The 19,940-nt window shown below is 71.5% G+C and carries 21 protein-coding genes and 2 pseudogenes; 9 read left to right on the top strand and 14 right to left on the bottom strand.

Features of this window, described 5'->3' with window-relative positions; translation table 11 throughout:
- Positions 1-9: 9 nt before the first annotated feature.
- Genes HZZ00_RS17525 through HZZ00_RS17495 form a run of 7 tightly spaced genes read right to left on the bottom strand, consistent with a single transcriptional unit; the run spans position 10 to position 6,159 of the window.
- Positions 10-801: an SDR family oxidoreductase gene (locus HZZ00_RS17525; protein ID WP_180333066.1), complete on the bottom strand. Its 792-nt coding sequence runs from the start codon at positions 799-801 to the stop codon at positions 10-12.
- A 33-nt stretch (positions 802-834) separates the two neighbouring features.
- Positions 835-1,518 (bottom strand): SDR family oxidoreductase, encoded by a 684-nt coding sequence (locus tag HZZ00_RS17520; protein ID WP_257585959.1) that lies wholly within the window; start codon positions 1,516-1,518, stop codon positions 835-837.
- A 58-nt stretch (positions 1,519-1,576) separates the two neighbouring features.
- Positions 1,577-2,098, bottom strand: coding sequence for a cupin domain-containing protein (locus HZZ00_RS17515; protein WP_180333064.1), 522 nt, complete (start codon positions 2,096-2,098; stop codon positions 1,577-1,579).
- Positions 2,099-2,103: 5 nt separating this feature from the next.
- Positions 2,104-2,913 carry an alpha/beta fold hydrolase gene (locus HZZ00_RS17510; RefSeq protein WP_180333063.1) on the bottom strand — a complete coding sequence of 270 codons (810 nt, stop codon included), beginning with the start codon at positions 2,911-2,913 and terminating at the stop codon, positions 2,104-2,106.
- The gene (locus HZZ00_RS17505; protein WP_180333062.1) at positions 2,910-3,713 is read right to left on the bottom strand and encodes an aspartate dehydrogenase domain-containing protein; all 804 of its coding nucleotides are present in this window, start codon (positions 3,711-3,713) and stop codon (positions 2,910-2,912) included. Before HZZ00_RS17505 ends, HZZ00_RS17510 begins: the two co-directional genes overlap by 4 nt.
- On the bottom strand, positions 3,710-4,648 hold the full coding sequence (locus HZZ00_RS17500) for a VOC family protein (RefSeq protein ID WP_180333061.1): 939 nt from the start codon (positions 4,646-4,648) through the stop codon (positions 3,710-3,712). The genes HZZ00_RS17505 and HZZ00_RS17500 overlap by 4 nt, the downstream gene beginning before the upstream one ends.
- A gap of 23 nt (positions 4,649-4,671) precedes the next feature.
- On the bottom strand, positions 4,672-6,159 hold the full coding sequence (locus tag HZZ00_RS17495) for an aldehyde dehydrogenase (protein ID WP_180333060.1): 1,488 nt from the start codon (positions 6,157-6,159) through the stop codon (positions 4,672-4,674).
- A 381-nt stretch (positions 6,160-6,540) separates the two neighbouring features.
- Here HZZ00_RS17495 and HZZ00_RS17490 point away from each other — a divergent pair, with 381 nt between their 5' ends.
- Entirely contained in the window at positions 6,541-7,938 is a 1,398-nt protein-coding gene (locus HZZ00_RS17490) for an MFS transporter (RefSeq protein ID WP_180333059.1), read from the top strand.
- 192 nt (positions 7,939-8,130) lie between these two features.
- Here the strand turns inward: HZZ00_RS17490 and HZZ00_RS17485 are convergent, their stop codons facing one another.
- The gene (locus HZZ00_RS17485) at positions 8,131-9,153 is read right to left on the bottom strand and encodes a glycoside hydrolase family 11 protein (RefSeq protein WP_180333058.1); all 1,023 of its coding nucleotides are present in this window, start codon (positions 9,151-9,153) and stop codon (positions 8,131-8,133) included.
- Between the two features lie 616 nt (positions 9,154-9,769).
- Between HZZ00_RS17485 and HZZ00_RS17480 the strand changes: the two genes are divergently transcribed.
- Entirely contained in the window at positions 9,770-10,162 is a 393-nt protein-coding gene (locus tag HZZ00_RS17480; protein ID WP_180333057.1) for a hypothetical protein, read from the top strand.
- Positions 10,163-10,214: 52 nt separating this feature from the next.
- Here the strand turns inward: HZZ00_RS17480 and HZZ00_RS17475 are convergent, their stop codons facing one another.
- Both HZZ00_RS17475 and HZZ00_RS17470 read right to left on the bottom strand, forming a co-directional pair.
- Positions 10,215-10,925: a DUF4232 domain-containing protein gene (locus HZZ00_RS17475; protein ID WP_180333056.1), complete on the bottom strand. Its 711-nt coding sequence runs from the start codon at positions 10,923-10,925 to the stop codon at positions 10,215-10,217.
- 475 nt (positions 10,926-11,400) lie between these two features.
- Positions 11,401-12,465, bottom strand: a complete 1,065-nt coding sequence (locus HZZ00_RS17470; protein ID WP_180333055.1) for a YihY/virulence factor BrkB family protein — start codon at positions 12,463-12,465, stop codon at positions 11,401-11,403.
- Between the two features lie 146 nt (positions 12,466-12,611).
- On the opposite strand from HZZ00_RS17470, the gene HZZ00_RS17465 reads away from it, so the two are divergent.
- The 4 genes and pseudogenes from HZZ00_RS17465 (at position 12,612) to HZZ00_RS17450 (ending at position 14,408) form a co-directional block, all read left to right on the top strand.
- Positions 12,612-12,824, top strand: a complete 213-nt coding sequence (locus HZZ00_RS17465) for a hypothetical protein (protein WP_257585861.1) — start codon at positions 12,612-12,614, stop codon at positions 12,822-12,824.
- 97 nt (positions 12,825-12,921) lie between these two features.
- A pseudogene (locus HZZ00_RS17460) lies at positions 12,922-13,018 on the top strand.
- 112 nt (positions 13,019-13,130) lie between these two features.
- Complete coding sequence (locus tag HZZ00_RS17455; RefSeq protein ID WP_180333054.1) at positions 13,131-13,892, top strand: maleylpyruvate isomerase family mycothiol-dependent enzyme; 762 nt, start codon at positions 13,131-13,133, stop codon at positions 13,890-13,892.
- A gap of 207 nt (positions 13,893-14,099) precedes the next feature.
- Positions 14,100-14,408, top strand: coding sequence for an antibiotic biosynthesis monooxygenase (locus HZZ00_RS17450; RefSeq protein WP_257585860.1), 309 nt, complete (start codon positions 14,100-14,102; stop codon positions 14,406-14,408).
- A gap of 236 nt (positions 14,409-14,644) precedes the next feature.
- On the opposite strand, the gene HZZ00_RS17445 is transcribed toward HZZ00_RS17450, so the two are convergent.
- The 3 genes from HZZ00_RS17445 to HZZ00_RS17435 are packed head-to-tail and all read right to left on the bottom strand — an operon-like array spanning position 14,645 to position 15,962.
- Positions 14,645-15,289 carry a TetR/AcrR family transcriptional regulator gene (locus tag HZZ00_RS17445; protein WP_374028534.1) on the bottom strand — a complete coding sequence of 215 codons (645 nt, stop codon included), beginning with the start codon at positions 15,287-15,289 and terminating at the stop codon, positions 14,645-14,647.
- Positions 15,235-15,669: a DUF6010 family protein gene (locus HZZ00_RS17440; RefSeq protein ID WP_180333052.1), complete on the bottom strand. Its 435-nt coding sequence runs from the start codon at positions 15,667-15,669 to the stop codon at positions 15,235-15,237. Before HZZ00_RS17440 ends, HZZ00_RS17445 begins: the two co-directional genes overlap by 55 nt.
- Positions 15,666-15,962, bottom strand: a complete 297-nt coding sequence (locus HZZ00_RS17435) for a DUF3817 domain-containing protein (RefSeq protein ID WP_180333051.1) — start codon at positions 15,960-15,962, stop codon at positions 15,666-15,668. Before HZZ00_RS17435 ends, HZZ00_RS17440 begins: the two co-directional genes overlap by 4 nt.
- Before the next feature lie 367 nt (positions 15,963-16,329).
- Here HZZ00_RS17435 and HZZ00_RS17430 point away from each other — a divergent pair.
- From HZZ00_RS17430 to HZZ00_RS17420, 3 genes and pseudogenes are all read left to right on the top strand, one after another.
- Positions 16,330-17,186 (top strand): annotated as a pseudogene (locus HZZ00_RS17430) (helix-turn-helix domain-containing protein).
- Positions 17,173-18,033, top strand: coding sequence for an oxidoreductase (locus tag HZZ00_RS17425; RefSeq protein WP_180333050.1), 861 nt, complete (start codon positions 17,173-17,175; stop codon positions 18,031-18,033). Before HZZ00_RS17430 ends, HZZ00_RS17425 begins: the two are co-directional and overlap by 14 nt.
- A gap of 118 nt (positions 18,034-18,151) precedes the next feature.
- Entirely contained in the window at positions 18,152-18,793 is a 642-nt protein-coding gene (locus tag HZZ00_RS17420) for a carbonic anhydrase (RefSeq protein ID WP_180333049.1), read from the top strand.
- A gap of 77 nt (positions 18,794-18,870) precedes the next feature.
- Here HZZ00_RS17420 and HZZ00_RS17415 read toward each other — a convergent pair whose 3' ends face one another.
- The gene (locus HZZ00_RS17415; RefSeq protein ID WP_180333048.1) at positions 18,871-19,845 is read right to left on the bottom strand and encodes an L-threonylcarbamoyladenylate synthase; all 975 of its coding nucleotides are present in this window, start codon (positions 19,843-19,845) and stop codon (positions 18,871-18,873) included.
- Positions 19,846-19,940: the final 95 nt, after the last annotated feature.

Genomic DNA, 19,940 nt, shown 5'->3' with positions numbered 1-19,940 from the left:
AGAGGCTCCTCACAGGATGCCGCGGCCGACTCCGCCGCAGACGTCGATGCTGGTTCCGGTGATGTAGGAGGCGCGCGGGGCGAGCAGCGCCACGACGGCGTACGCCACTTCGTCGGCACGGCCGAGCCGTCCGAGCGCGATGCCGCGGTCGGCGGCCAGTTCGGCCTGCCAGTCGTCGTAGGTGAGGCCGCTGCCGGCGGCGGCGTGCCGGCGGGTCCACTGGCCGGTGTCGATCAGGCCGAGGCAGACGGAGTTGACCCGGATGCCCTCGGCGGCGAGTTCGTGCGCAAGAGACTTGGAGAGGTTGAGGATGCCGGCGCGGGCGGCGCTGGTGGTGATCAGGCGGGTCTCGGGCTGCTTCGCCAGCACGGCGTTGACGTTCACCACCGAAGCCGCGTCCGAGGCGCGCAGGTACCGGCGCGCGGCGGCAAGGGGGTTGAGGACGCCCGCGAACTTCAGCTCCAGTTCGTCGCGCCAGTCCTCGGCCGTGGTGTCGTCCAGGCGTTTCATGCGGGACTGACCGGCGTTGTTGACCAGGCCGTCGATGTGTCCGCCGAAGCGGGCGGCGGCGGCGTCGGTGAAGCGGCGTACGGCGTCGCCGTCACGGACGTCGCAGGTGGCGGTGAACAGGCGGTCGGGTCCGGCGCCGAGCCGGGCGGCGGCCTTGGCGAGGCGTTCGCCGTCACGCCCGCAGGTGGCGACGCGGGCGCCTTCGTCGAGCAGGGCGCGGACCGTGGCCAGGCCGACGCCGGAGCTGCCTCCGGTGACGAGTACCGTGCGGTCGGCGAGGCCGAGATCCATGACGTACTCCTTGCAGGGGTCGAGTGGTGGACGTCAGTGCATGGTGAAGCCGCCGTTGACGGCGATCACCTGTCCGGTGACGTAGCGGGACTCCTCGCCGAGCAGATAGGCGACGAGGCCGGTGAGGTCCTCGGGCCGCTGCGGGCGGGTGATCGCGCGGTGGGTGGCGTAGAGCGCGTGCCGCTCGGGCGGGACGGTCTCGGTGGCTTCGACCTCGGTGAGGCCCGGGGCGACCGCGTTGACGGTGATGCCCTGCTCGCCCAGTTCGCGGGCCATGCCCCGGGTGAGGGAGATGACCGCGCCCTTGGAGGCGAGGTAGTGGGCGAGCCGGGGCGAGCCGTACAGGGCGGCGTCGGAGGCGATGTTGACGATGCGGCCGGGCCGGCTCATCAGGGGCAGCAGGTGCTTGGCCACCAGCCAGGGGCCGCGCGCGTTGACCGCCATCAGCCGGTCCCAGACCTCGATGTCGATGTCCTGGAACTCCCTGCCGCCGACGCCGTTGGCCAGCGCGGCGTTGTTGACCAGTCCGTAGACGGGGCCGGAGCCGGCCAGGCGGTCGGCGAGCGCGGCGACCGACGCGGGGTCCGCGACGTCCAGCGGCACGCATTCCGCCTCGCCGCCCGCCGAGCGGATCGCCCGGACGGTCCGCTCGCCCCAGGCGGTGTTCAGCTCGGCGACCACCACCCGGAACCCGTCCGCCGCCGCGCGGCGGGCCATGGCCTCGCCGAGGCCACGGCCCGCGCCCGTCACGACGACGGTGCGCCGGGCGGCCGGCTCAGTCACGGGTGATGCCGTACAGCGGCGAGTACTCGGGGTACGTCGGCACCTGCGGCTTCCGCGTGCCGATGATGACGCAGAACAGCGCTTCGGTGTCGCCCTCGTTCTTCAGCGAGCGGGTGACGCCGGCCGGCACCACGATCATGTCGCGGTAACCGAGGGTCCGGTACTCGACCTCGTCGGGACCGCGGTGGATGCCGACGCGGACCTTCCCCTCCAGGACGAAGAACGCCTCCTCGACGTCGTGGTGGGTGTGGGCCGGGCCCTCGGCGCCGGGCGGCAGCAGCATGTTGGAGAAGGTGAAGCCGCCGGAGGGGATGATCCGGTTGTCGTCCTCGTGGTTGCCGGTGGCTCCGGAGCCGACGTAGCGGATCTGTGCCCGCTTGTACTGCGGACCCGCCTTCTCCTGGAAGGACAGGGTGCCCCAGTCGGGCTCGCGGGAGTCCTTGGTGGCGATCAGGGAGTCGGTGTACTTGGCGAGGTCGCCGCCGTTGTCGTAGTCGGTGGTGGTCAAAGGCATGGTGGTCAGCCCTTCGTGGCGTGAGCGAGGTGGTCGGTGACGATGTGCAGGTGGGAGGCGAGCCAGGCGTTGACGCGCTCGGGCTGCTCCTGGTTGGCCAGGTGACCGGCGTCCTTGACGATCACGTAGGCGGTCTTGTGCAGACCGCCGGCCAGGACCTGTGAGCCGTCGGGACCGGTGATCCGGTCCTTGTCGCCGCACAGGACGAGGGTGGGCGCGGTGATGCGGTGCAGTTCACCGCGCAGGTCGGTGGCGGCCATGGCCTCGGCCGCGTGTGCGTAGCCCGGCAGGCGGACGGAGGCGGCCATGGTGGCGGTCACCCGCCGCACCAGGTCGGTGGGAGCGTCGGGGGACACCAGGCGCGGGGCGCGGGCGGCGGCGAAGGCCTCCGGGCCGATCCGGGCGAGTTCCTCGGCGCGGGCCCGCATCCCGGCGGCCTTCCCGGGGTCGGTTCCGGAGCCGGGTGAGGAGTCGCAGATCATCAGCGACTCGACCAGTTCGGGGTGGCGCACGGCCAGCCGCAGTGCGATCACGCCGCCCCAGGAGACGCCGAGGACGTGGGCGGCGCCGCCCCGGGCGCGGATCACCTCGGCGGCGGTGTCGGCGAAGTCGTCCATGGTGAGCGGGTGTTCGGGGTCGGCCGACCGCGCGTATCCGGGTGCGTCCCAGGCGACGACCCGGAAGCCGTCCGCCAGTGCAGCGAGTTGGGGGGCGAAGGCCGCCGAGGAGGAGCCGATGCCGTGCAGGCACAGCAGCAGCGGTCCGCTGCCGCCGGCCGCTTCCAGGTGCAGGCCCCGGATGTCGTAGGCGGTCACAGGATCTGCCCCGTCCGTCCGGCGAGCGCGGCGAGCGAACGGAGGACCGCGTACGGGACGACCTGGCTGGTCGCCGGGTTGGTGGCGTCCGGCAGGTGCCGTACCTCGAAGCGGTAGTCCCCGTGGGCGCCGGACGCCTCGATCACATGGGAGGTGTGCCGGGCCGCCGGGTCCGCGACGACGCTGACCCGCACCGTCTCCGGGTCTCCGACGGCGAGGGCGACGGAGGCCGCGACGTTGGTCGACTTGGGGAACTTCACCGGAACGTCCCGTGCGGTCCCCGTCATGACCTCGACCGGCCCGGTGGCCGACCGCATGCGGGCGAGCAACTCCTCGCCCATCCAGGGCTGTTCGAGGGTGGACGGCAGTTTGGTGGTGGTCAGCCGGACCTCGTCGAGGGGCCCCATGGCGCGGACGGCCTGCAACAGGTCGAGTCCGCCGACCGCGCCGCCGGTGAAGTACACGCGGCCGGGCCCGGTGTGCAGCAATCGCTTGGCCAGTTCGTCGTCGGTGAGGGCGCCGGTCGAGGCGACGAGCAGGTCGGTGCCGGAAGCGAGGATCGCCTCGCCCCACTCGCGCACCACGGCCTGTCCGGCGGCCTCGACGATCAGGTCGCAGTGGTCGAGGGCCTGTTCGACGGTGTACTGCGGGACCGGGGCGGAGTCCCCGACGGGCCGGTTGTCGGCCACGCACACGAGTTCGGCACCCGGGATGTCGCCCGCGGCGAGCGCGCCGCCGACGACCCGGCCGATGGCGCCCCAGCCGATCAGGCCGACGCGGCGCGGGGTGGGGGTGCTCATGCGGGGACTCCTTCGGCGTCGACGGGCAAGACGACGGGGCTGCCGTCGGGCGTGCCCGCCATGTGGGCGCGGATCAGCCGGGACGGCGGTCCGGCGGTGCCCCACACGTCGGACAGTTCGGGGGTGCGCCGCCACACCTTGCAGATCCAGGCGTCCTCGACGACCTGGGCGACCTCCGAGGTGTACTCGCAGACGAGGCCGGTGGGGTCGGTGAAGTAGGAGAAGGTGTTGTCGCCGGGCCCGTGCCGGCCCGGCCCCCACTCGGGGGTGATGCCGTGGTGCCTCAGCCGCCCGAGGCCGCGCATGAAGTGGTCGACGGAGTTCATCTCGTACGCCACGTGGTTCAGGGACACCCAGGCCGCCTGGTTGAAGGCGACGCAGTGGTGGTCGCTGTTGCAGCGCAGGAACGCCATCTGGTGCTCGGACCAGTCCGAGACGCGCATGCCCAGGACGTCCCGGTAGAAGGCCACCGACGCGTCGATGTCGGGGGTGTTGAGCACCGCGTGCGTGACGCCGACCGGCACCGCGGCGTCACGTCCGCGGGCCGCCACCGCCCAGGTGTCGGCGGACAGTTCGATCAGCCGTCCGTCGTTGTCCCGGAACCGCAGGCCGTAGCCGCCGCCCACCTGGTCGAGCGGTCCGGGACCGCTGACCGGGGTGATGCCGCGTGCCTCCAGTCTGCGTGCCGCCTCGTCGATCTCGGCGGGGGTGCCCACGGCGAAGGCGAGCTTCCCCAGGCCGATCCGGTCGGCACGGGTGAGCTGGAGGGCGTGGTGTTCCTCGCCGGTGCCGCGCAGCCAGCTCGTGCTGTGTTCGGCCTCGACGACTTCCAGTCCCCAGGCCTGCTCGTAGAAGTCGGTGGCCTCGGCGAAGTGCGGGGTGAGCAGTTCCACGGAGCGCAGGGCGCGCAGCCGGGCGATCGGGGGGTGCGTCATGGTGAGGGTCTCCGGGGTGTGGGTCAGCCGGCCCAGGGCAGGGGGGTGGCGTCGGTGCCCCAGTACAGGGACTTCTGCCGCTGGTAGGCGCGGATGAGGTCGCGGCCCTTCTCCGTGCCGAGGCCGCTGTCCTTCATCCCGCCGAAAGGGGTGGAGATGGAGAACTGTTTGTAGGTGTTGATCCAGACGGTTCCCGCCTCGATGCGCCGGGCCAGCCGCCAGGCCGCACGGGCGTCGCGGGTCCAGATGCCGCAGGCGAGGCCGTACACGCTGGCGTTGGCCTGCCGGACGAGGTCGTCCTCGTCCTCGTAGGGCAGTGCGACGAGGACCGGACCGAAGATCTCCTCCTGGCACACCCGGGCGGAGTTGGGCAGCCCGTCGATGACGGTCGGCAGGTAGTAGGCGCCGTCCGCGTGGGCCGCGCCGTCCGGGGCGGCTCCGCCGCACAGGACGCGTCCGCCCTCGGCGCGCGCGAGGTCCACGTACGCGGCGACGGCGTCGCGGTGGCGGTGGTGGACGAGCGGGGCGACCTGGGTGCCGGGATCGGTGCCCGGTCCGACCCGCAGTTTCCGTACCCGCTCGACGAGTTCGCCGAGGAAGGAGTCGTGGAGCGAGCGGTGCACGAAGAGCCGCGACCCGGCGATGCACGACTGCCCGCTGGAGGAGAAGATCCCGAACATCACACCGGCGAGGGCCTGTTCGATGTCGGCGTCCTCGCGGACGATCGTCGGTGACTTGCCGCCCAGTTCCAGGGAGGCCGGGACGAGTTTGCCGGCGGCGGCGCGCGCGATGGTGCGGCCGGTGGCGGTGCCGCCGGTGAAGCCGATCCGGCGGACGAGCGGATGGGTGACGATCGCGCTCCCCACGACGCTGCCCTTGCCCGGCAGGACGGAGAGCAGCGCGGTCGGCATCCCGGCCTCGGTGAGCGCCCGGTGGACCAGGCGGCCGAAGGCGAGTGAGACGAGCGGCGTCCACTCGGCGGGCTTGAGCAGGACGGCGTTCCCGCCGGCGAGGGCCGGGGCGACCTTCTGCGCGTCGGAGGCGATCGGCGAGTTCCACGGGTTGATGGCGCCGACCACTCCGATGGGCTCGTACACGCTCATCGTGACGTAGGGGCCGCGGGCGGGAGTGAGCGAGTCCTCGGCGGTCTCGAGCGCGGCGGCCGTGTAGCGGAAGGTGCCTGCGGCGCTCATGGCCAGGGCGAGGGTCTCGGTGAGGGTCTTGCCGGTGTCGGCGGTCTGGAGCGCGGACAGTTCGGCGGCGTGCTCCTCGATCAGGTCGCCGATCCGGTACAGGAGGCGGGCGCGCCGGTGCGGCAGCAGGTCGCGCCAGGCGGGCGTGGCGGCCGCCGCCGCGGCGGCGCCGGCCGCCTCGTCGACGTCGGCGGGCGAGGCGGCGTGGATCGTGGTGATCAGGGTCCCGTCGGCCGGGTCCGCCGTCTCGATCGGTGCGCCCGCGCCGCGCCGGAACACGCCCGCGATGAGGATCTCGTCGGGTGGGATGCGCGGCATGGCAGAACCTCCGGACAGGAGTGGCAGGGGAAGCCTCGCGGGCGGCCCACTCACGGAGCCGAAGCCGATCGGCGAAGCGCTTGAAATCTAAGGGCTTAAATATTCCGACCGCAAGAGGCTGGGTCCGATGTTTTTTCCCCGGCGGCGAACCCTTGACGACCCCCGTCGCATCAGGGGTACAACCTAAGCGCTAAAACATTCAGCCCTTACGCAACGGTCGCCGGGGAGATCTGCCGGCGCGCCCTCAGGCACTGTCCCCGACCCGCCGAGCCCTCCCGTCTCTCACCGCCGCGCGTACGCAGGGCCGCTCAGGCCCCTCCCGCCCGGCCCTACCACTGCCGCGCGTTCCGACATCCCGCGCGGAAGCCGGAGGCCCCCTCCATGACCATCGACGCTCCCACCGCGGGCCGCCACCCCGACGCCGCCGCACTCGCCGCCGCCATCGGCGCCCGCTTCGAACGCCTGCCTCTGTGCCGTTGGCACGTCACCGTCCGCCTCGTCATCGGCGCGGTGACCTTCTTCGAGGCCTTCGACCAGTTGCTCATCGCCTACGCGCTGCCCCAGCTACGGGCCGAATGGCAGCTGGGCACCGGGCAGACCACCACGCTGATGACCGTCGGCTCGGTGGGCATGCTCGCCGGGGCGCTGCTGTCGGGCCGCCTGGCCGACCGCCTCGGCCGGGTGAAGGTCATCGCGGCCTGCATCGCGCTGTCCAGTCTGTGCAACCTGGCGCTCACCCTGTGCACTTCACCCGCGCCGTTCATGGCCGCCCGCTTCGTCCAGGGCCTGGCCATCGGCGGCGAGGTGCCGGTCGCGGCCACCTTCATCGCCGAGATCACCCGCACCCACCAGCGGGGCCGCTTCGTCCTCCTGTACGAGCTGGTCTTCCCGGCGGGCCTGACCGCCGGCGCCCTGCTCGCCTCGTGGCTGGTGCCGCTGCTCGGCTGGCGCTGGATGTTCGGCCTCGCGGCGGTTCCCGGAGCACTGTGCCTGCTCATCACCCGCTGCGTACCCGAGTCGCCGCGCTGGCTCGCCGACCGCGGACGCCACGCGCAGGCCCTGGAGACGATGGCGGCGATCGAGCGGAAGGTCGAGAGGGCCACCGGCGCACCCCTGCCCGAGCCCGCACCCGCGGCGCCCGCGACACGGGGGTCCGAGAGCCGCGGCGGACTGCGAGAACTGCTCCGCGGCCGTTACCGCAGGCGCACGCTGGTCGTCGGTGTCCTGTGGTTCACCGGCTACTTCGTCAACTACGGCATCACGTCCTGGCTGCCCACCATCTACGGCACCCGCTTCGGCCTGACCCTCCCGGAAGCGCTCGGGTACTCGACGGTGACCTCCTGCGCGGGCCTCGTCGGCTGCCTGCTCGTGGCGCTGACCGTGGACCGCGCCGGGCGCCGCCGCACGGTCACCTGGTGCCTGGGCGCCGCCGCCGTCGCCCTGCTCCTGCTCGGCTTCTTCTCCGGCGGTTCGGCCACGGGCGTGCTGGTGTGGACCTCGCTGGCGAGTGTCTTCCTCTTCGGCTCCAACATCTGCCTGTACCTGTACACCCCCGAACTCTTCCCCACCCGCATACGCGCCCTGGGCTCCAGCATCGGCGGCGCCATGAACCGCCTCGGCGTCATCCTCGGCCCGATCGTGGTCGGCGCGGTCTACGCGGACGGCGCGCTCGGCACCGTGTTCGTGACCCTCGCGGTGGTGGCCCTGATCGGCTCGCTCACGGCGGGGGCGGCCGCGGAGGAGACGAGCGGACGGCAACTGGAGGACGTGGCGCAGTAGTACGTCGCCCACCGGCGCGTCACCGGTCGCCTGGCCCAGCAGATGGAGGACGGCAGGGGGTGCAGTGGCCGCCCGTGCCGGGGCCGGGAGGACCACGCGCCGCGAACCCGCGGGAACGCGAAGCGGCGCGGAGGCCCGGAAGCCGCCGCGCCGCGACGTGGTACTCGGCGAGTGGTGCTCAGGGAACGCGGATCAGGAGGTGACCGCGCAGGACACGGTGGGCCATGTCCAGGTGCCGTTCGTCATGATCGTCATACCCCAGTTGTTGCCGCTCCCGTTGGGTGTGGCCTCAAGTACCTGACTGCTCGGATAGCTGGCGTTGACGTTCCACGTGGAGCTGATCTTCTCCGGGGTCGGGACGTTGACCGTCACCTTCCAGTTGTTGGAGCCGGTGACCGAGACGTTCAGGTTGTAGCGGTCGCTCCACTGCTGGCCGGCCGACAGCGTCGCGGTGCAGCCGCCGCTGCCGCCGCCGCTGGGAGGCGGGGTGGTGCCGCCGCCACCGCCGCTGCTGCCGCCGCTGGTGACGGTGATGTTGGAGCTGCCGCTGCTCTGGTAGCCCTCGGTGGCCAGGATCTCGTAGTTCGGGGTGCCGAGGTTGAGGCCGAGGTTCTTCCAGGCGTTGAAGATGTTCGAGACGGTGATGGTGCCGCCGGTGCGCTTGGCCTGGCGGACCGCCCAGTACTGGTCGAACGTCGCGGTGCCCTCGATGGACGGCGCGTTGACGCGGGTCGTCTTGTACAGGTCGTACGTGCTGCCGTCACTGCTGACCGAGCCCAGCTTGGTGGCGCCCGTACTCGGGTTGTAGTTGCCGTAGTTGTCGACGATGTACCACTCGATCAGCGGGTTGGTGGTCCAGCCGTACAGCGACAGGTAGCAGTTGCCGTTGCAGTTCCACGTGCCCGAGTACGAGACGGTGTTGCTGTTGCCCGGGTTCCAGCCGGTGCCGGCGACGACGTTCTGCGCGGCCGAGTTCCAGGTCAGGCTGTAGTTGCTGCCCGACCCCAGGGTCATCGTGGCCCCGCTGGACTGCTCCCAGAACGAGTAGAAGTAGCCGTTGTTGGTACCGGTGCTGTTCGAGGTGATGGTCGTGCCGGCCTGCGCGGCGCCGGGCAGCGCGAAGGCGAGCACGGCCGCCGCCGCGGCGGCGACGAGCCCTCGGACGACAGCCACGAGGCCGCGTCTGCGGCGCATCCCGTGGATCAGCGTACTCATGGGGGTGTTTCCTCCCTGTGCGGGTGTGGAGGGCCTGCTGTGCGCCAGGCCCCCGGGCCGTCACCGGCCGGGAACGACCGGATAGGGCATGGGCATGACACATTTGGCCGCCGTGGGAGCCGCGACCGGATGCCGGGTCAGCGTGCGGCCCGGACCGCCGGTGACGAGCACCGGCCTGGCGAACAGTCTGGACGGCGGCCGACGGGTGTCAACAGTTTCGGTAGAAGTTTCGAAAGCTTTCTGCTCGGCAGAATGCGCCCGCGAGGACGGATTGCCTGGTCATCGGCCGATTCCAAGGACTCCACCGATGCGACCCTCCGGGCCAGGCCACAGAGTTGCGCACGCTGCAGACCGGCAAGTGATCCTGTTCCCGAAACTTTCGGCCCTCCACATGGGGCTCGCGGAACATCGCGTCGAGCGTCCGGCCGGGCGGCGGAAGACCGCGCCGGCGGCCGGGGCCGCCGAGGCGGCAGCTACCTGGAACACATGATCACAACGGCTTGACGATCAGTCACTGTCGCCGGCCGGGCGGCAAGGTCTTGAGAAGGCGCGAAGGCCGCTGTCCGCCCTCGCGTTGCGAGCCCGTACGGACGGCTCCTCTTGGGAGTATGCACAGGTGCAGCCACTACCGGTCCCCTGCCCCGCCCACCTCGTACCGGATGCCACCGGTACCAACGCCTTCCATGACGCCTACCGCAATGCCATGGCGCACAACGTCGTGTTCGTCGCCATCGAGGCCGAGGGTCCGCGCTGGACCGTGAAGGCGGACACCCTCACCGCCGGCTCCGGCCGCGGGGTCTGCGACGCCGTCAACGAAGCCATCCGGGCCGCGATCCTCCGCCTGGTCGACAACCACGAGGTCGATTTCGGCGCCTACACGGGCCCCGTCTACTTCATGATGCACGGCGTGCGGGACGAGGCACGGGCTCGCGAACTCGCCGCCGCACTCCACGCTGCCCTCTACGACGACCTGGAACCCCTGAACCGCGCCGTCCCCCCTGGTTCCTGACCCACGGGTCGTGGTGCGCAGTGGCAGGGCACGGCTTCGGCCGGGTGGTCGGTCAGCCGCCCTGGCCGGCGCTGCCCACCGGGCCGACCGTCACCCGGGAGGTGGTTTCGTCGGTGACGGGCAGCGTGGCGGCGCCGGGCCACTTGAGGGTGACCGTCCTGGTCTCGTTCGGCGGCGTCACCAGCAGCCCGGTGACGCGGACGCCGGAGCCGCCCGTGTCGTTGGACGGGTAGTGGATGCCGAAGGCGATCGACTGCCCGTTCTTCAGGATCGACGAGGCGGCCTTCTCACCCGTGCGCTGCGCGGACAGCGTGCCTTCCCTGAGCTTCAGGTCGACGCCGGCGTAGCCCGAGATCGTGCAGTCCCGGCCACCGTGGTTCTTCATCGTCACCGCGACGGTGCGATCGGGGTCGCCGTCGATGGTGTCGTCCACCGCCGTGATCTCCAGTTCGTCGGTACGGCACCAGGCTGCCTTCCCGGTCCCGCCTGCCGCGCCGGATCCGCTGCCCGCGGCCGTACCCTGTACGGAGGACCCCTTGCCCGCGGAGCCGTTCCCGGCCGAGCCCGCGCCGTCGGAGGACTGCGCGCCGCCGCCCTGGCCGGAGCCGCTGCCCGCTCCCGTACCGCCGTCCTGGGAGGAGGCGGTGGACGCGGCCGACGGGTCGCTCTGTCCCGTCGTGCCGCCGTCGTCGTTCTGACAGGCGGTGAGCGAGAGGCCCGCGGCGACGGCCAGAGCGGCGAAGGTGAGCTTGTGAACGCGCATCGTTTTCCTCGGATCGGTTGCGGGGTCGGCCGCTCGGTACCGTCCTGCACGCGTCCACATGGGTCGGTGGGGCTCGGTACCGGTGAGCGTCTCTGCTCAACAGGACTGCTCGGCCCCGGCGAGCCGTTCCCCCGAACTCGCGCTGGGAACACGCCTGTTACACGCCCCGTGGCACAACGCATGCCGGTACTTGCCGCGCCGCCCCTCACCGCGTGTCCGAGGCCGGCACCGGCTGGGACAGACTCGTGACCCGGTGGATCTTGACCAGCGCGTCGTCGGGCACGGCAACCACGACGAGCACGTACACGAGCGATCCGGCCGGCGCGCCTGGGCGTCTGACCCGGCCTCCAGCCCGACCAAGCCCCCGGCCGTCACTCCTGCACCAACACCCCGGGACCGACCCCGCCGACATGCGCCTGCGTCCCGCGCCCTCCCCCTGACCGGCGTGGTCGCCGCGCCCGGAGGTCACGACTGGTCAGGCGTCATCCAGTCGGCGTACGTCCTCCTCGTCCCACGTCCTGGTGTCTCGCGGCTGGGTGTACGGCTCGGCCTCGGGCGGGTGCCCGCCGGCGACGGCGCGCTGGCGCACGGTCTCGGCGTCGAACTCCAGGCCCAGCAGTACGGCGAGGTTGGTGATCCACAGCCAGACGAGGAAGACGATGACGCCTGCCATCGTGCCGTACGTCTTGCTGTAGGAGGCGAAATCGGCGACGTAGACGGCGAACCCGGCGGAGGCGGCCATCCAGATCACCAGCGCGAGGAAACTGCCCGGTGTCACCCAGCGGAACCCTTTCACCTTCGCGTTGGGGCTCGCCCAGTACAAGAGAGCGATCATCGCCGTGACCAGCAGGAGGAGGACCGGCCATTTCGCGATCGACCACACGGTCAGCGCCGTGTCGCCGATCCCGAGCGCCTGCCCCGCCTTGCCGGCCAGGGCGCCGGTGAAGACGACGATCAACGCGCTGGCCACGGCGAGCACCATCAGCACGACCGTGACGCCGAGGCGCACCGGCAGAATCTTCCACACCGGACGGCCCTCGGGTATGTCGTACACGGCGTTCGCGGCGCGGATGAAGGCGGCCACATACCCCGACGCCGACCACACCGCCACCACGATGCCCACCAGCGCCATCACCGATCCGGTACCGGCGTTGCCCTGCAACTGCTCCACGGCCCGGGTGATGATGTCCCGTGCGGAGCCGGGTGCCAGCTGGTCGAGGTTGGCCAGCACCTTGTCGGTCGTCGACCTGCCGGTGATGCCCAGCAAGGAGACCAGCACCAACAGGGCCGGGAACAAGGACAGCACGCCGTAGTAGGTGAGCGCCGCCGCCCGGTCGGTCAGCTCATCGTCCTTGAACTCCTTCAGGGTCCCCTTGAGTACGGCACGCCAGGCCCGTTTCGGCAGCTCCGTGGGCGCGTCCGGTGCCGACCGCTCGACTTGCGGGCCGGGCCCCGCCTCCTGCGGCGACGGCGCCCGGAAGTCCGGCGCCCGCCCGCCGCTGTGCTGGTCCCGTCGCCCTGGAAGATGCAGATTCGCCATACCGGGCGGGTAACCGCACGGCACCCGCTCAAGCCGGCATGACGGCCGACACCTCGCTCCGACTCCCACCGCGCCTTCGCCCGGCCGCCTTGAGACTCCGCGGGGCGGGCACCCGGACGGTACTGCCATGGAGGAAGGGACGCGACGTGCTGATCGTGATAGCGGTGCTGCTCCTGCCGGCTCTGGCGCTGTTGTTGGTGGTGATGGACCGTGTCGAGGACTGGCTGCCCGCGGCGTCCTCCGGTCCCCGGCACACACGTCGCCGCCGCCATCTGAGGCTGATCCCCGGCGAAGCGAGCGACTCCCCCTCCCGGCCGGCGGCGGTGGAGGCGTCCGAGCGGCGCGCGCACGCCGCGTGACGGTCGGTCCGGTGTCAGTCGCGTGTCAGGGGCCCGTGCCATTCTCTTTCACGTGAACGACCCCGGAAACAAGGAAACAAGAAGGGGTCGGGAGCAGGGAGAGGTGCCCGGAGTGGTTGATCGGGGACCAGCGAGCACGCCTCAAGGTCGGATCCCTTCAGGGGTCCACGCAGGTTCGAATCCTGCCCTCTCCGCAACATGCGGCACGTAGCCCACCGCGTGAGCCGAGTTCCCGGCACGGTGTTCCCCTTCCCCATCGCCCCAAAAGGGGGTGCGGGAGGCTGAGCCGGAGTGTTGGGTAGCGCTGTGACAGAGAGACTTGAGTTTCCCGCCCTGCTGCACCTGCTCGACGAGCGGTCGGCCGCGTTCCGCAGTGCGGTCGCCGCCGCGCCCGGCCTTGACGCGCCGGTGCCGTCCTGCCCCGGGTGGACGCTGTTCGACCTGGTGCGGCACCTGGGTACGGGCCAGCGCTGGTGGGCCGCGATCGTCGCCGCGGGCCCGGCCGAGGCTCCGCCGGCCAAGGACGCCGCGGAGCCGCCGCGCGAGCTCAAGGCGCTGCTGGCCTGGTACGCGGAGTCGAACGAACTGCTGCTGAGTACGCTGCGCGAGGCCGGACCGGACCGCGCGTGCTGGACATGGTGGAGCGCCGGCGTGTCGCCGGCGAATGCCTGGGGCGTGGCCCGGCGCAGGGTGCACGAGGTGCTGGTGCACACCTACGACGCCCAACTCGCCGTAGGCGCCGTGCAGCCGATGCCGGCGGACATCGCGATCGACGGCGTGGCCGAGTTCCTCGACACCTGCAACTCCACCCCGGCGGCCTGGCCGCACGAGGCCGCAACCATCCACTACCACGCCACCGAGGGCCGCTCCTGGCTCCTCACGCTGGACGACACCGGCGCCTGGCCCGCACCCCTGCCGGACGACGCCGCGCCCGCCTCCGCTTCGGCCACGGGCACGGCCGAGCAACTGCTCCTCTTCGTCTGGGGCCGCCTCACGCTGAACGACGTGCAGACGGAGGGCGACCAGCGGGTGTTCGAGCAGCTGATCGCCTGGGAGCCCGAGGAGTAGCCGGTCCACCGACGGCCTGGTCGACCGGCCGCTTCTGTTTGCCGGTTCCGCAAGGTCGATTGCCGCACATGGCCAAGGGTGCGCAGGCTGTGTTCGGACGGTGCCGGCTCACCCCGTGGAGCCGGCACCCGGAGCACATGACCGACCGGGTCGTGGTTCCCGGGGCGTCGGGAGTCGCGGTCCCCTTGCAGGCAACGGAGGCGGCAGATGGAAGATCGCCATGTCGTGATCATTCCGATCGAGATCGACGCGGAGAAGGAAAGCTCCTATCTCGACGCTTGGCAGGGCGCCGCGGAGCTGATGGCAGCGCAGCCCGGTTTCATCCGGACGTACATGTTCCGTACGACCGTTCCGGGGAGCAGGTTCTCTCTCGTCAACGTGGCGGAATGGGAGTCCGCCGCTCACTGGGAAGAGGCGATGAACGTCTGCCCGATGCTGGGGCAGCAGATGGCCGTCGCCCATGCCTCCAACTACAGGGCGATCCGGACGGTCCTGCCGCCGCACGGCAGCGGATGAACTCCGGCGGCGGACGGACGCCCACCGACCCGTCTCGCACCGGAGCAGGTCGCCGTGGCGTGAACGGCGGTGCGGTACCTGAGGAGTGACGGAGGCGGAGCCGGTCGATGGCCGTCGCGCGCGCCCGTCGGCGACAACGTGCGGGCGCCGCGCGGGAAACGGCGGCCGGAGTGGTCCAGGATGTGGCGACGAGACCTGGCCGGGGGTCCGCGCCGGAACGACCGTGGTGGGCGGGCTTACCGCGACGGCGTGTCCGGGCCCGCGCCGGCCGCGTGTTCCAGCAGCTCGCGGGCCCGGTCGAGGGCCTGCCCGAACGGGTCGGGGAAGACGCCCAGCCCGTGTGCGACCACCGCTCCCTCGTGCAGCAGCATCAGCGCTTGAGCCAGCCGGTCCGCGTCCGCCGGGTCGACGCCCGCCGCGAGGCGGGTGAACAGGTCGAGCATCCACTGCTTCTGTCCCATGATGACCGGATACGCCGGATGCGTCGGGTCCCCGATCTCCACATGAGCGTTGATCATGCCGCACCCTCTGGAGCCGTACTCCCCCGCCCATGCGCGCGCGGCCTGGAAGACGGCCAGGATCAGGGCCACCGGCGTCTGCCCCTCGGCCGCGTCCAGGTGGGAGCCGAGCAGTTCCCGCCAGCGTTCGTCGCGTCGGGCCAAGTACTCCACGACGAGCTGCTCCTTCGAGCCGAACCGGTCGTACAGCGTCTTCTTGGTCACTCCCCGCTCCGCCCACCCGGCCCGCCGCCGACGGAGGCGACCGGTTCCCCCGTGGTGTCGACGAGCGCGGCCACTCGTGAGACCGCGGGTGTCGGAGCGGCCGGTCAGGAGGAGGCGGAGACGTGATCGCGATCTGCTGTCCGGCCGACCCCGGGCCATCGGCGGACGAGCTCGATCAGCGAAGGTCCTCCGCGCAGGCACCACAGCGCGATGACGGGGTCGCAGATGGCGCAGCCCATGGACGAGTCGTGTGCGAAGTGCAGGATCGGCTGTCCCTTGAGCCAGTGGGCCACGTCCCAGGCGGTGTGCAGCAGCCAGCCGATGCCGATGAAGGTCCAGGACTCCAGGCCTCGGTAGGCGACGTAGGCCATGAGCGCGGTGAACGGCACCTCCCACGGGCCGAAGCCGCCCCCGCTCAGATAGGCGGCTCCGGCCCCCGCCAGCATGATCGCGTTGAAGCGGCGCCGGTGCGGCTCCTTGATCAGGGACATCAGCAGGCAGTAGACGATGCCGACAATGATCGGCGAGACGTAGATCATGACGGAATGACTTCCTTCGGCCGGGCCCGGCCCGGATCGGCGGCGTCGAGCAGTCGCAGTGCGAGCAGCCCACCGGCTCCCGGGACGGCGGCCAGGAACTTGGCGGCGGTCGTCGCCTCCGCCAGTCGCCAGGTCGCGATCACGACGAACAGGTAGGCGCAGCCGTGGGTGGGGCCCATCAGCGATGAGACGGGCTTGAGATGGACGGTGAACAGGTTGGCCGGCATGACGATCAGTGAGATCAGCTCGGCGTGAGCCGCGACGCGCACGTGGCGCGGAGGAAGCAGACGCATGGTCACATCCCCGTCGTGGAGCCGGGACGGATGACCGGCAGTGCGGTCACCGCGGCCCACAGCAGGTCGAAGAGGCCGGTGAGCGTGGCGAGTCGACCCGCTGCCATTCGGACAGGGCGGTCTGGATGTGCATCGATGTTCCTTCGGGACCGATTTCCATGAACGCCCCGAAGTCAACCGGCTGTGACCGTGATCGCCCAGTGGCACCAATGACAGGTTTCAACGGGATACCGCCAACGGCTTTCTGAAGGCCCGGGGCCGCCGTGACGTGGGACTGCCCTGGCTTCGTCCGGGTCGGCCGCCGGCAAATCCCGGGTGGGTGTGACAGGACCACCAACTCGGCCTTGACCGCCGATACGTTGGCGGCATGGACAACAACCGGCTGAGTGAGTTCCTGCGGGCTCGCCGCGCACTGGTGCGCCCCGAGGACCACGGAATGCCCGCCGGGGCGCGCCGTACTCCTGGCCTGCGCCGGGAGGAGGTCGCCGTCCTCGCCGGGGTGAGCACCGACTACTACGTACGGTTGGAACAGGGACGGGAACGCAACCCCTCCCCCAGGTCCTGCGGGCCCTGGCGGCCGCACTCCTGCTGACGGACGAGGAAGCCGCCTACCTGCGCGCGGCGGTCGATCCGCCCCAGCGCCCGCGGTCCCGGTCCGCCCGGGAGTACGCCGGCCCGCAACTGGTGTCCTTGCTGGACGCCTGGGCGGACACCCCGGCTCTGGTCTACGGCCGGTACCTCGACCTGCTGGCCGTCAACTCCCTCGGCGAGGCCCTGTTCTCCTGGCTCGGCGACCGGACCAGCCTCATCACGGCCATGTTCCTCGACCCGGCGGCCCGGGACTTCTACCGCGACTGGGCCGTCGTGGCGCAGGGGTGCGTGGCCGCGCTGCGGGCCGCCAACCCCGCCCCCGACGACCAGCGGCTCCAGGAACTAGTCGGCGAACTGTCGGTACGCAGCGCCGACTTCGCACGCATGTGGGCGCGTCACGACGTACGGGCCAAGACGGCCTCGGCCAAGCGGTTCCGGCATCCGCTGGCCGGCGACCTCACCCTGGACTTCGAGACCTTCTCCGTCCACAGCGCCCCCGGCCAGCACCTGGTCGTCTACCGGGCCGAACCCGGCAGCGCCGCGGCACAGTCACTGAGCCTGCTGGGCAGCCTCGCCCTCACCGAGATCCACGACGCTCAAGACGAAGGACACATCCCCCATGAACTCCCCTGACACCCCCGTATGGTTCATCACCGGCTGCTCCTCCGGCCTGGGCCGGGCACTCGCCCGCACCGTGCTGGAACAGGGGTGGCGTGCGGTGGTCACCGCCCGGGACGCCGACCAGGTCGCCGACGTGGTCGCCGGGCACGAGGAACGCGCCCTCGCCCTGGCGCTGGACGTCACCGACGCCGAGCAGATCACGAGGGCGGTCGCCCGGGCACAGACAGCGTTCGGACGGATCGACGTCCTGGTCAACAATGCCGGTTACGGATACCTCGCCGCCATCGAAGAGGGTGAGGACGACGAGGTCCGTGCCCTGTTCGACACCAACGTCTTCGGCCTGGTCGACACCACCAAGGCCGTCCTGCCCGGCATGCGAGCCCGTCGCCGCGGCCACATCGTGAACATGTCCTCCCTCGGCGGCCTCGTCGGCTTCGGTGCCACCGGTTACTACCACGCCACCAAGTTCGCCGTCGAAGGACTCTCCGAATCCCTGGCCGCCGAGGTCGGCCCCCTGGGCATCAACGTGACGATCGTCGAACCCGCCGCGTTCCGCACCAACTGGTCCGGCCCTTCCATGCGCCGGTCCGCCACGACCATCGACGACTACGCCCTCACCGCGGGCACCCGACGCACCCGAACCCTGGCCACCTACGGCCACCAGCCCGGAGACCCGGCACGCGCGGCCCAGGCCGTCATCGACGCCGTCACAGCCGAGAAGCCGCCGCTCCGGCTGCTCCTGGGCAAGGCCGCGTACGACATCGCCACCGCCAAACTCGACTCCCTCAAGGCCGCCTTCGACGACTGGCGGGAGGTGACCGCCGGCGCCGACTTCCCGCCACAGCGGACGTCACAGTGAGGACCCGCACCCCGACGGTCACGGAATGTGCGGTTCGAACAGCTTCCTCCTTCCCCCTGGGCGCGGGACAAGGAGACCAGGCGGTGCGACGGCGGCCGCCGCCTCGTAGGCTGCCGCCATGAACGAGACCAAGACCCCGACGCCCCGCGACGCCTTCGAGCTGCTGATGGCCGGTAACCAGCGCTTCGTCGCAGGCACCCCGGAGCACCCGAACCAGGACGCCGCCCGCCGCGCCGAGACCGCACCGTCCCAGCAGCCCTTCGCCGTACTGTTCGGGTGTTCCGACTCCCGGCTGGCCGCCGAGATCATCTTCGACCGAGGTCTGGGCGACCTGTTCGTGGTGCGCACCGCCGGCCACGTCATGGGCCCGGAGGTGCTGGGCAGCATCGAGTTCGGCGTGGAGGTGCTGGGCTGCCCGCTGGTCGTGATCCTCGGGCACGACTCGTGCGGCGCGGTCGGCGCGGCGTGCGCCGCGCTGGAGGACGGCGTGACGCCGGGCGGGTACGTCCGGGACGTCGTCGAACGGGTGACCCCCAGCGTGCTGGCCGCCCGGGCCGCCGGACGGGTCGAGCCGGAGGAGATCCTCGCCGAGCACATAAAGCACAGCGCCGACCTGCTGCTGGACCGCTCCCGGGTCCTCGCCGACAAGGTCGCCGCCGGCCAGACCGCCGTGGTGGGCCTGCGCTACCGCCTGGCCGACGGCAGTGCCCACCTCGTCGCCGCTCACGGCCTCGACGCGGGTGTGCCCGCGGCATCCTGAGCGCCACGGCGCGGCCCTCGGCGTGAGCTGCCGCACTCGCCCTTCAGGAGACGGGGGACCCGAGGGCCCCGTACCGGTCACGCGAGGGAACGGGGCCCCGCGGCGCGGCGCAGCCGGTTGGCGATCGCCAGTCCCAGCCCCTCCTCCGCCGGCAAGGAGGCGACAATGAGGTCGCACCCCTGCTGGTCGAGTTCGCGCAGGAACCCGTACAGCTCACGCGCGTAGTCGGCCAGGGACGCCGGGACGTCCACCACGGCGTGCGCCTTCACCGGGGTGCCGGCGAGGGAGGGGGGAAGAAGGACGCCGACCTGGTGCCCCTGCGCCTGCGCGAGCCTCGCCTCGACGGCGACCTTCTCCGGCTCGACCAGGACGACCCGTGCGGACGGCGCGTAGTGCGACGGGTGCTGGCCCGGCACCCGGACGTGGCTCGTGGACGGGACCTCGACCGGATGCCCCAGCACCGCTTCGAGGTCCTCGCGGGTCACTCCGCCGGGCCGGAGGATGGCCGGGGTCTCACCGGTGACGTCGACGATGGTCGACTCGACGCCGACCCCGCAGGGACCGCCGTCCAGCACGAAGTCGACGGCCTCCCCCAGCTCCGCCCGGACGTGACCGGCCGTGGTGGGGCTCACCGAGCCGAAGCGATTGGCGGACGGTGCGGTGACACCGCCGCCGAAGGCCGACAGCAGCGCGAGGGCGACGGGGTGGTCGGGGACCCGCACGGCCACCGTCTCCAGACCGCCCGTGGCTTCCAGGGGCACCCGCCGACCGCGCCGCAGGACCAGCGTGAGCGGCCCGGGCCAGAAGTGCTCGGCCAGCAGACGTGCCGTCGCGGGCACGTCCTGTACCCAGTCGTCCAGGTGCTGCGCGCCGCCGATGTGGACGATCAGCGGATGGGAGGGCGGACGTCCCTTGACCTGGAAGATGCGTGAGACGGCGGCGGGGTCCTCGGCGTTGGCGCCCAGTCCGTAGACGGTTTCGGTCGGGAGGGCCACCAGGCCGCCGGCGCGCAGCACACCGGCCGCCTTCTCGATGTCACTGGTACTTGTCATCACACCCCGAATTCTCTCACCGGCCCGCTCCCCTCCTCGACGACGCCCGCACCCTGGGCGCCGCCCCGGCCCGGTGGCAGCGGCCGCGGGTGCCG

The organism is Streptomyces sp. NEAU-sy36 (assembly GCF_013423905.1).
Classification (GTDB): domain Bacteria; phylum Actinomycetota; class Actinomycetes; order Streptomycetales; family Streptomycetaceae; genus Streptomyces; species Streptomyces misionensis.
This window is presented reverse-complemented; position numbering and strand designations above follow the sequence as displayed.

What these genes read in the sequence shown, in the direction of transcription:
- HZZ00_RS17435 (WP_180333051.1), bottom strand. Translation starts at nt 15,962, where the DNA reads ATGCGTCTGCTTCCTCCGCGCCACGTGCGCGTCGCGGCTCACGCCGAG.
- HZZ00_RS17495 (WP_180333060.1), bottom strand. Translation starts at nt 6,159, where the DNA reads ATGCCGCGCATCCCACCCGACGAGATCCTCATCGCGGGCGTGTTCCGG.
- HZZ00_RS17505 (WP_180333062.1), bottom strand. Translation starts at nt 3,713, where the DNA reads ATGAGCACCCCCACCCCGCGCCGCGTCGGCCTGATCGGCTGGGGCGCC.
- HZZ00_RS17420 (WP_180333049.1), top strand. Translation starts at nt 18,152, where the DNA reads ATGAACGAGACCAAGACCCCGACGCCCCGCGACGCCTTCGAGCTGCTG.
- HZZ00_RS17500 (WP_180333061.1), bottom strand. Translation starts at nt 4,648, where the DNA reads ATGACGCACCCCCCGATCGCCCGGCTGCGCGCCCTGCGCTCCGTGGAA.
- HZZ00_RS17470 (WP_180333055.1), bottom strand. Translation starts at nt 12,465, where the DNA reads ATGGCGAATCTGCATCTTCCAGGGCGACGGGACCAGCACAGCGGCGGG.
- HZZ00_RS17450 (WP_257585860.1), top strand. Translation starts at nt 14,100, where the DNA reads ATGGAAGATCGCCATGTCGTGATCATTCCGATCGAGATCGACGCGGAG.
- HZZ00_RS17485 (WP_180333058.1), bottom strand. Translation starts at nt 9,153, where the DNA reads ATGAGTACGCTGATCCACGGGATGCGCCGCAGACGCGGCCTCGTGGCT.
- HZZ00_RS17415 (WP_180333048.1), bottom strand. Translation starts at nt 19,845, where the DNA reads ATGACAAGTACCAGTGACATCGAGAAGGCGGCCGGTGTGCTGCGCGCC.
- HZZ00_RS17445 (WP_374028534.1), bottom strand. Translation starts at nt 15,289, where the DNA reads ATGGCCCGGGGTCGGCCGGACAGCAGATCGCGATCACGTCTCCGCCTC.
- HZZ00_RS17525 (WP_180333066.1), bottom strand. Translation starts at nt 801, where the DNA reads ATGGATCTCGGCCTCGCCGACCGCACGGTACTCGTCACCGGAGGCAGC.
- HZZ00_RS17425 (WP_180333050.1), top strand. Translation starts at nt 17,173, where the DNA reads ATGAACTCCCCTGACACCCCCGTATGGTTCATCACCGGCTGCTCCTCC.
- HZZ00_RS17490 (WP_180333059.1), top strand. Translation starts at nt 6,541, where the DNA reads ATGACCATCGACGCTCCCACCGCGGGCCGCCACCCCGACGCCGCCGCA.
- HZZ00_RS17475 (WP_180333056.1), bottom strand. Translation starts at nt 10,925, where the DNA reads ATGCGCGTTCACAAGCTCACCTTCGCCGCTCTGGCCGTCGCCGCGGGC.
- HZZ00_RS17520 (WP_257585959.1), bottom strand. Translation starts at nt 1,518, where the DNA reads ATGGCCCGCCGCGCGGCGGCGGACGGGTTCCGGGTGGTGGTCGCCGAG.
- HZZ00_RS17440 (WP_180333052.1), bottom strand. Translation starts at nt 15,669, where the DNA reads ATGATCTACGTCTCGCCGATCATTGTCGGCATCGTCTACTGCCTGCTG.
- HZZ00_RS17515 (WP_180333064.1), bottom strand. Translation starts at nt 2,098, where the DNA reads ATGCCTTTGACCACCACCGACTACGACAACGGCGGCGACCTCGCCAAG.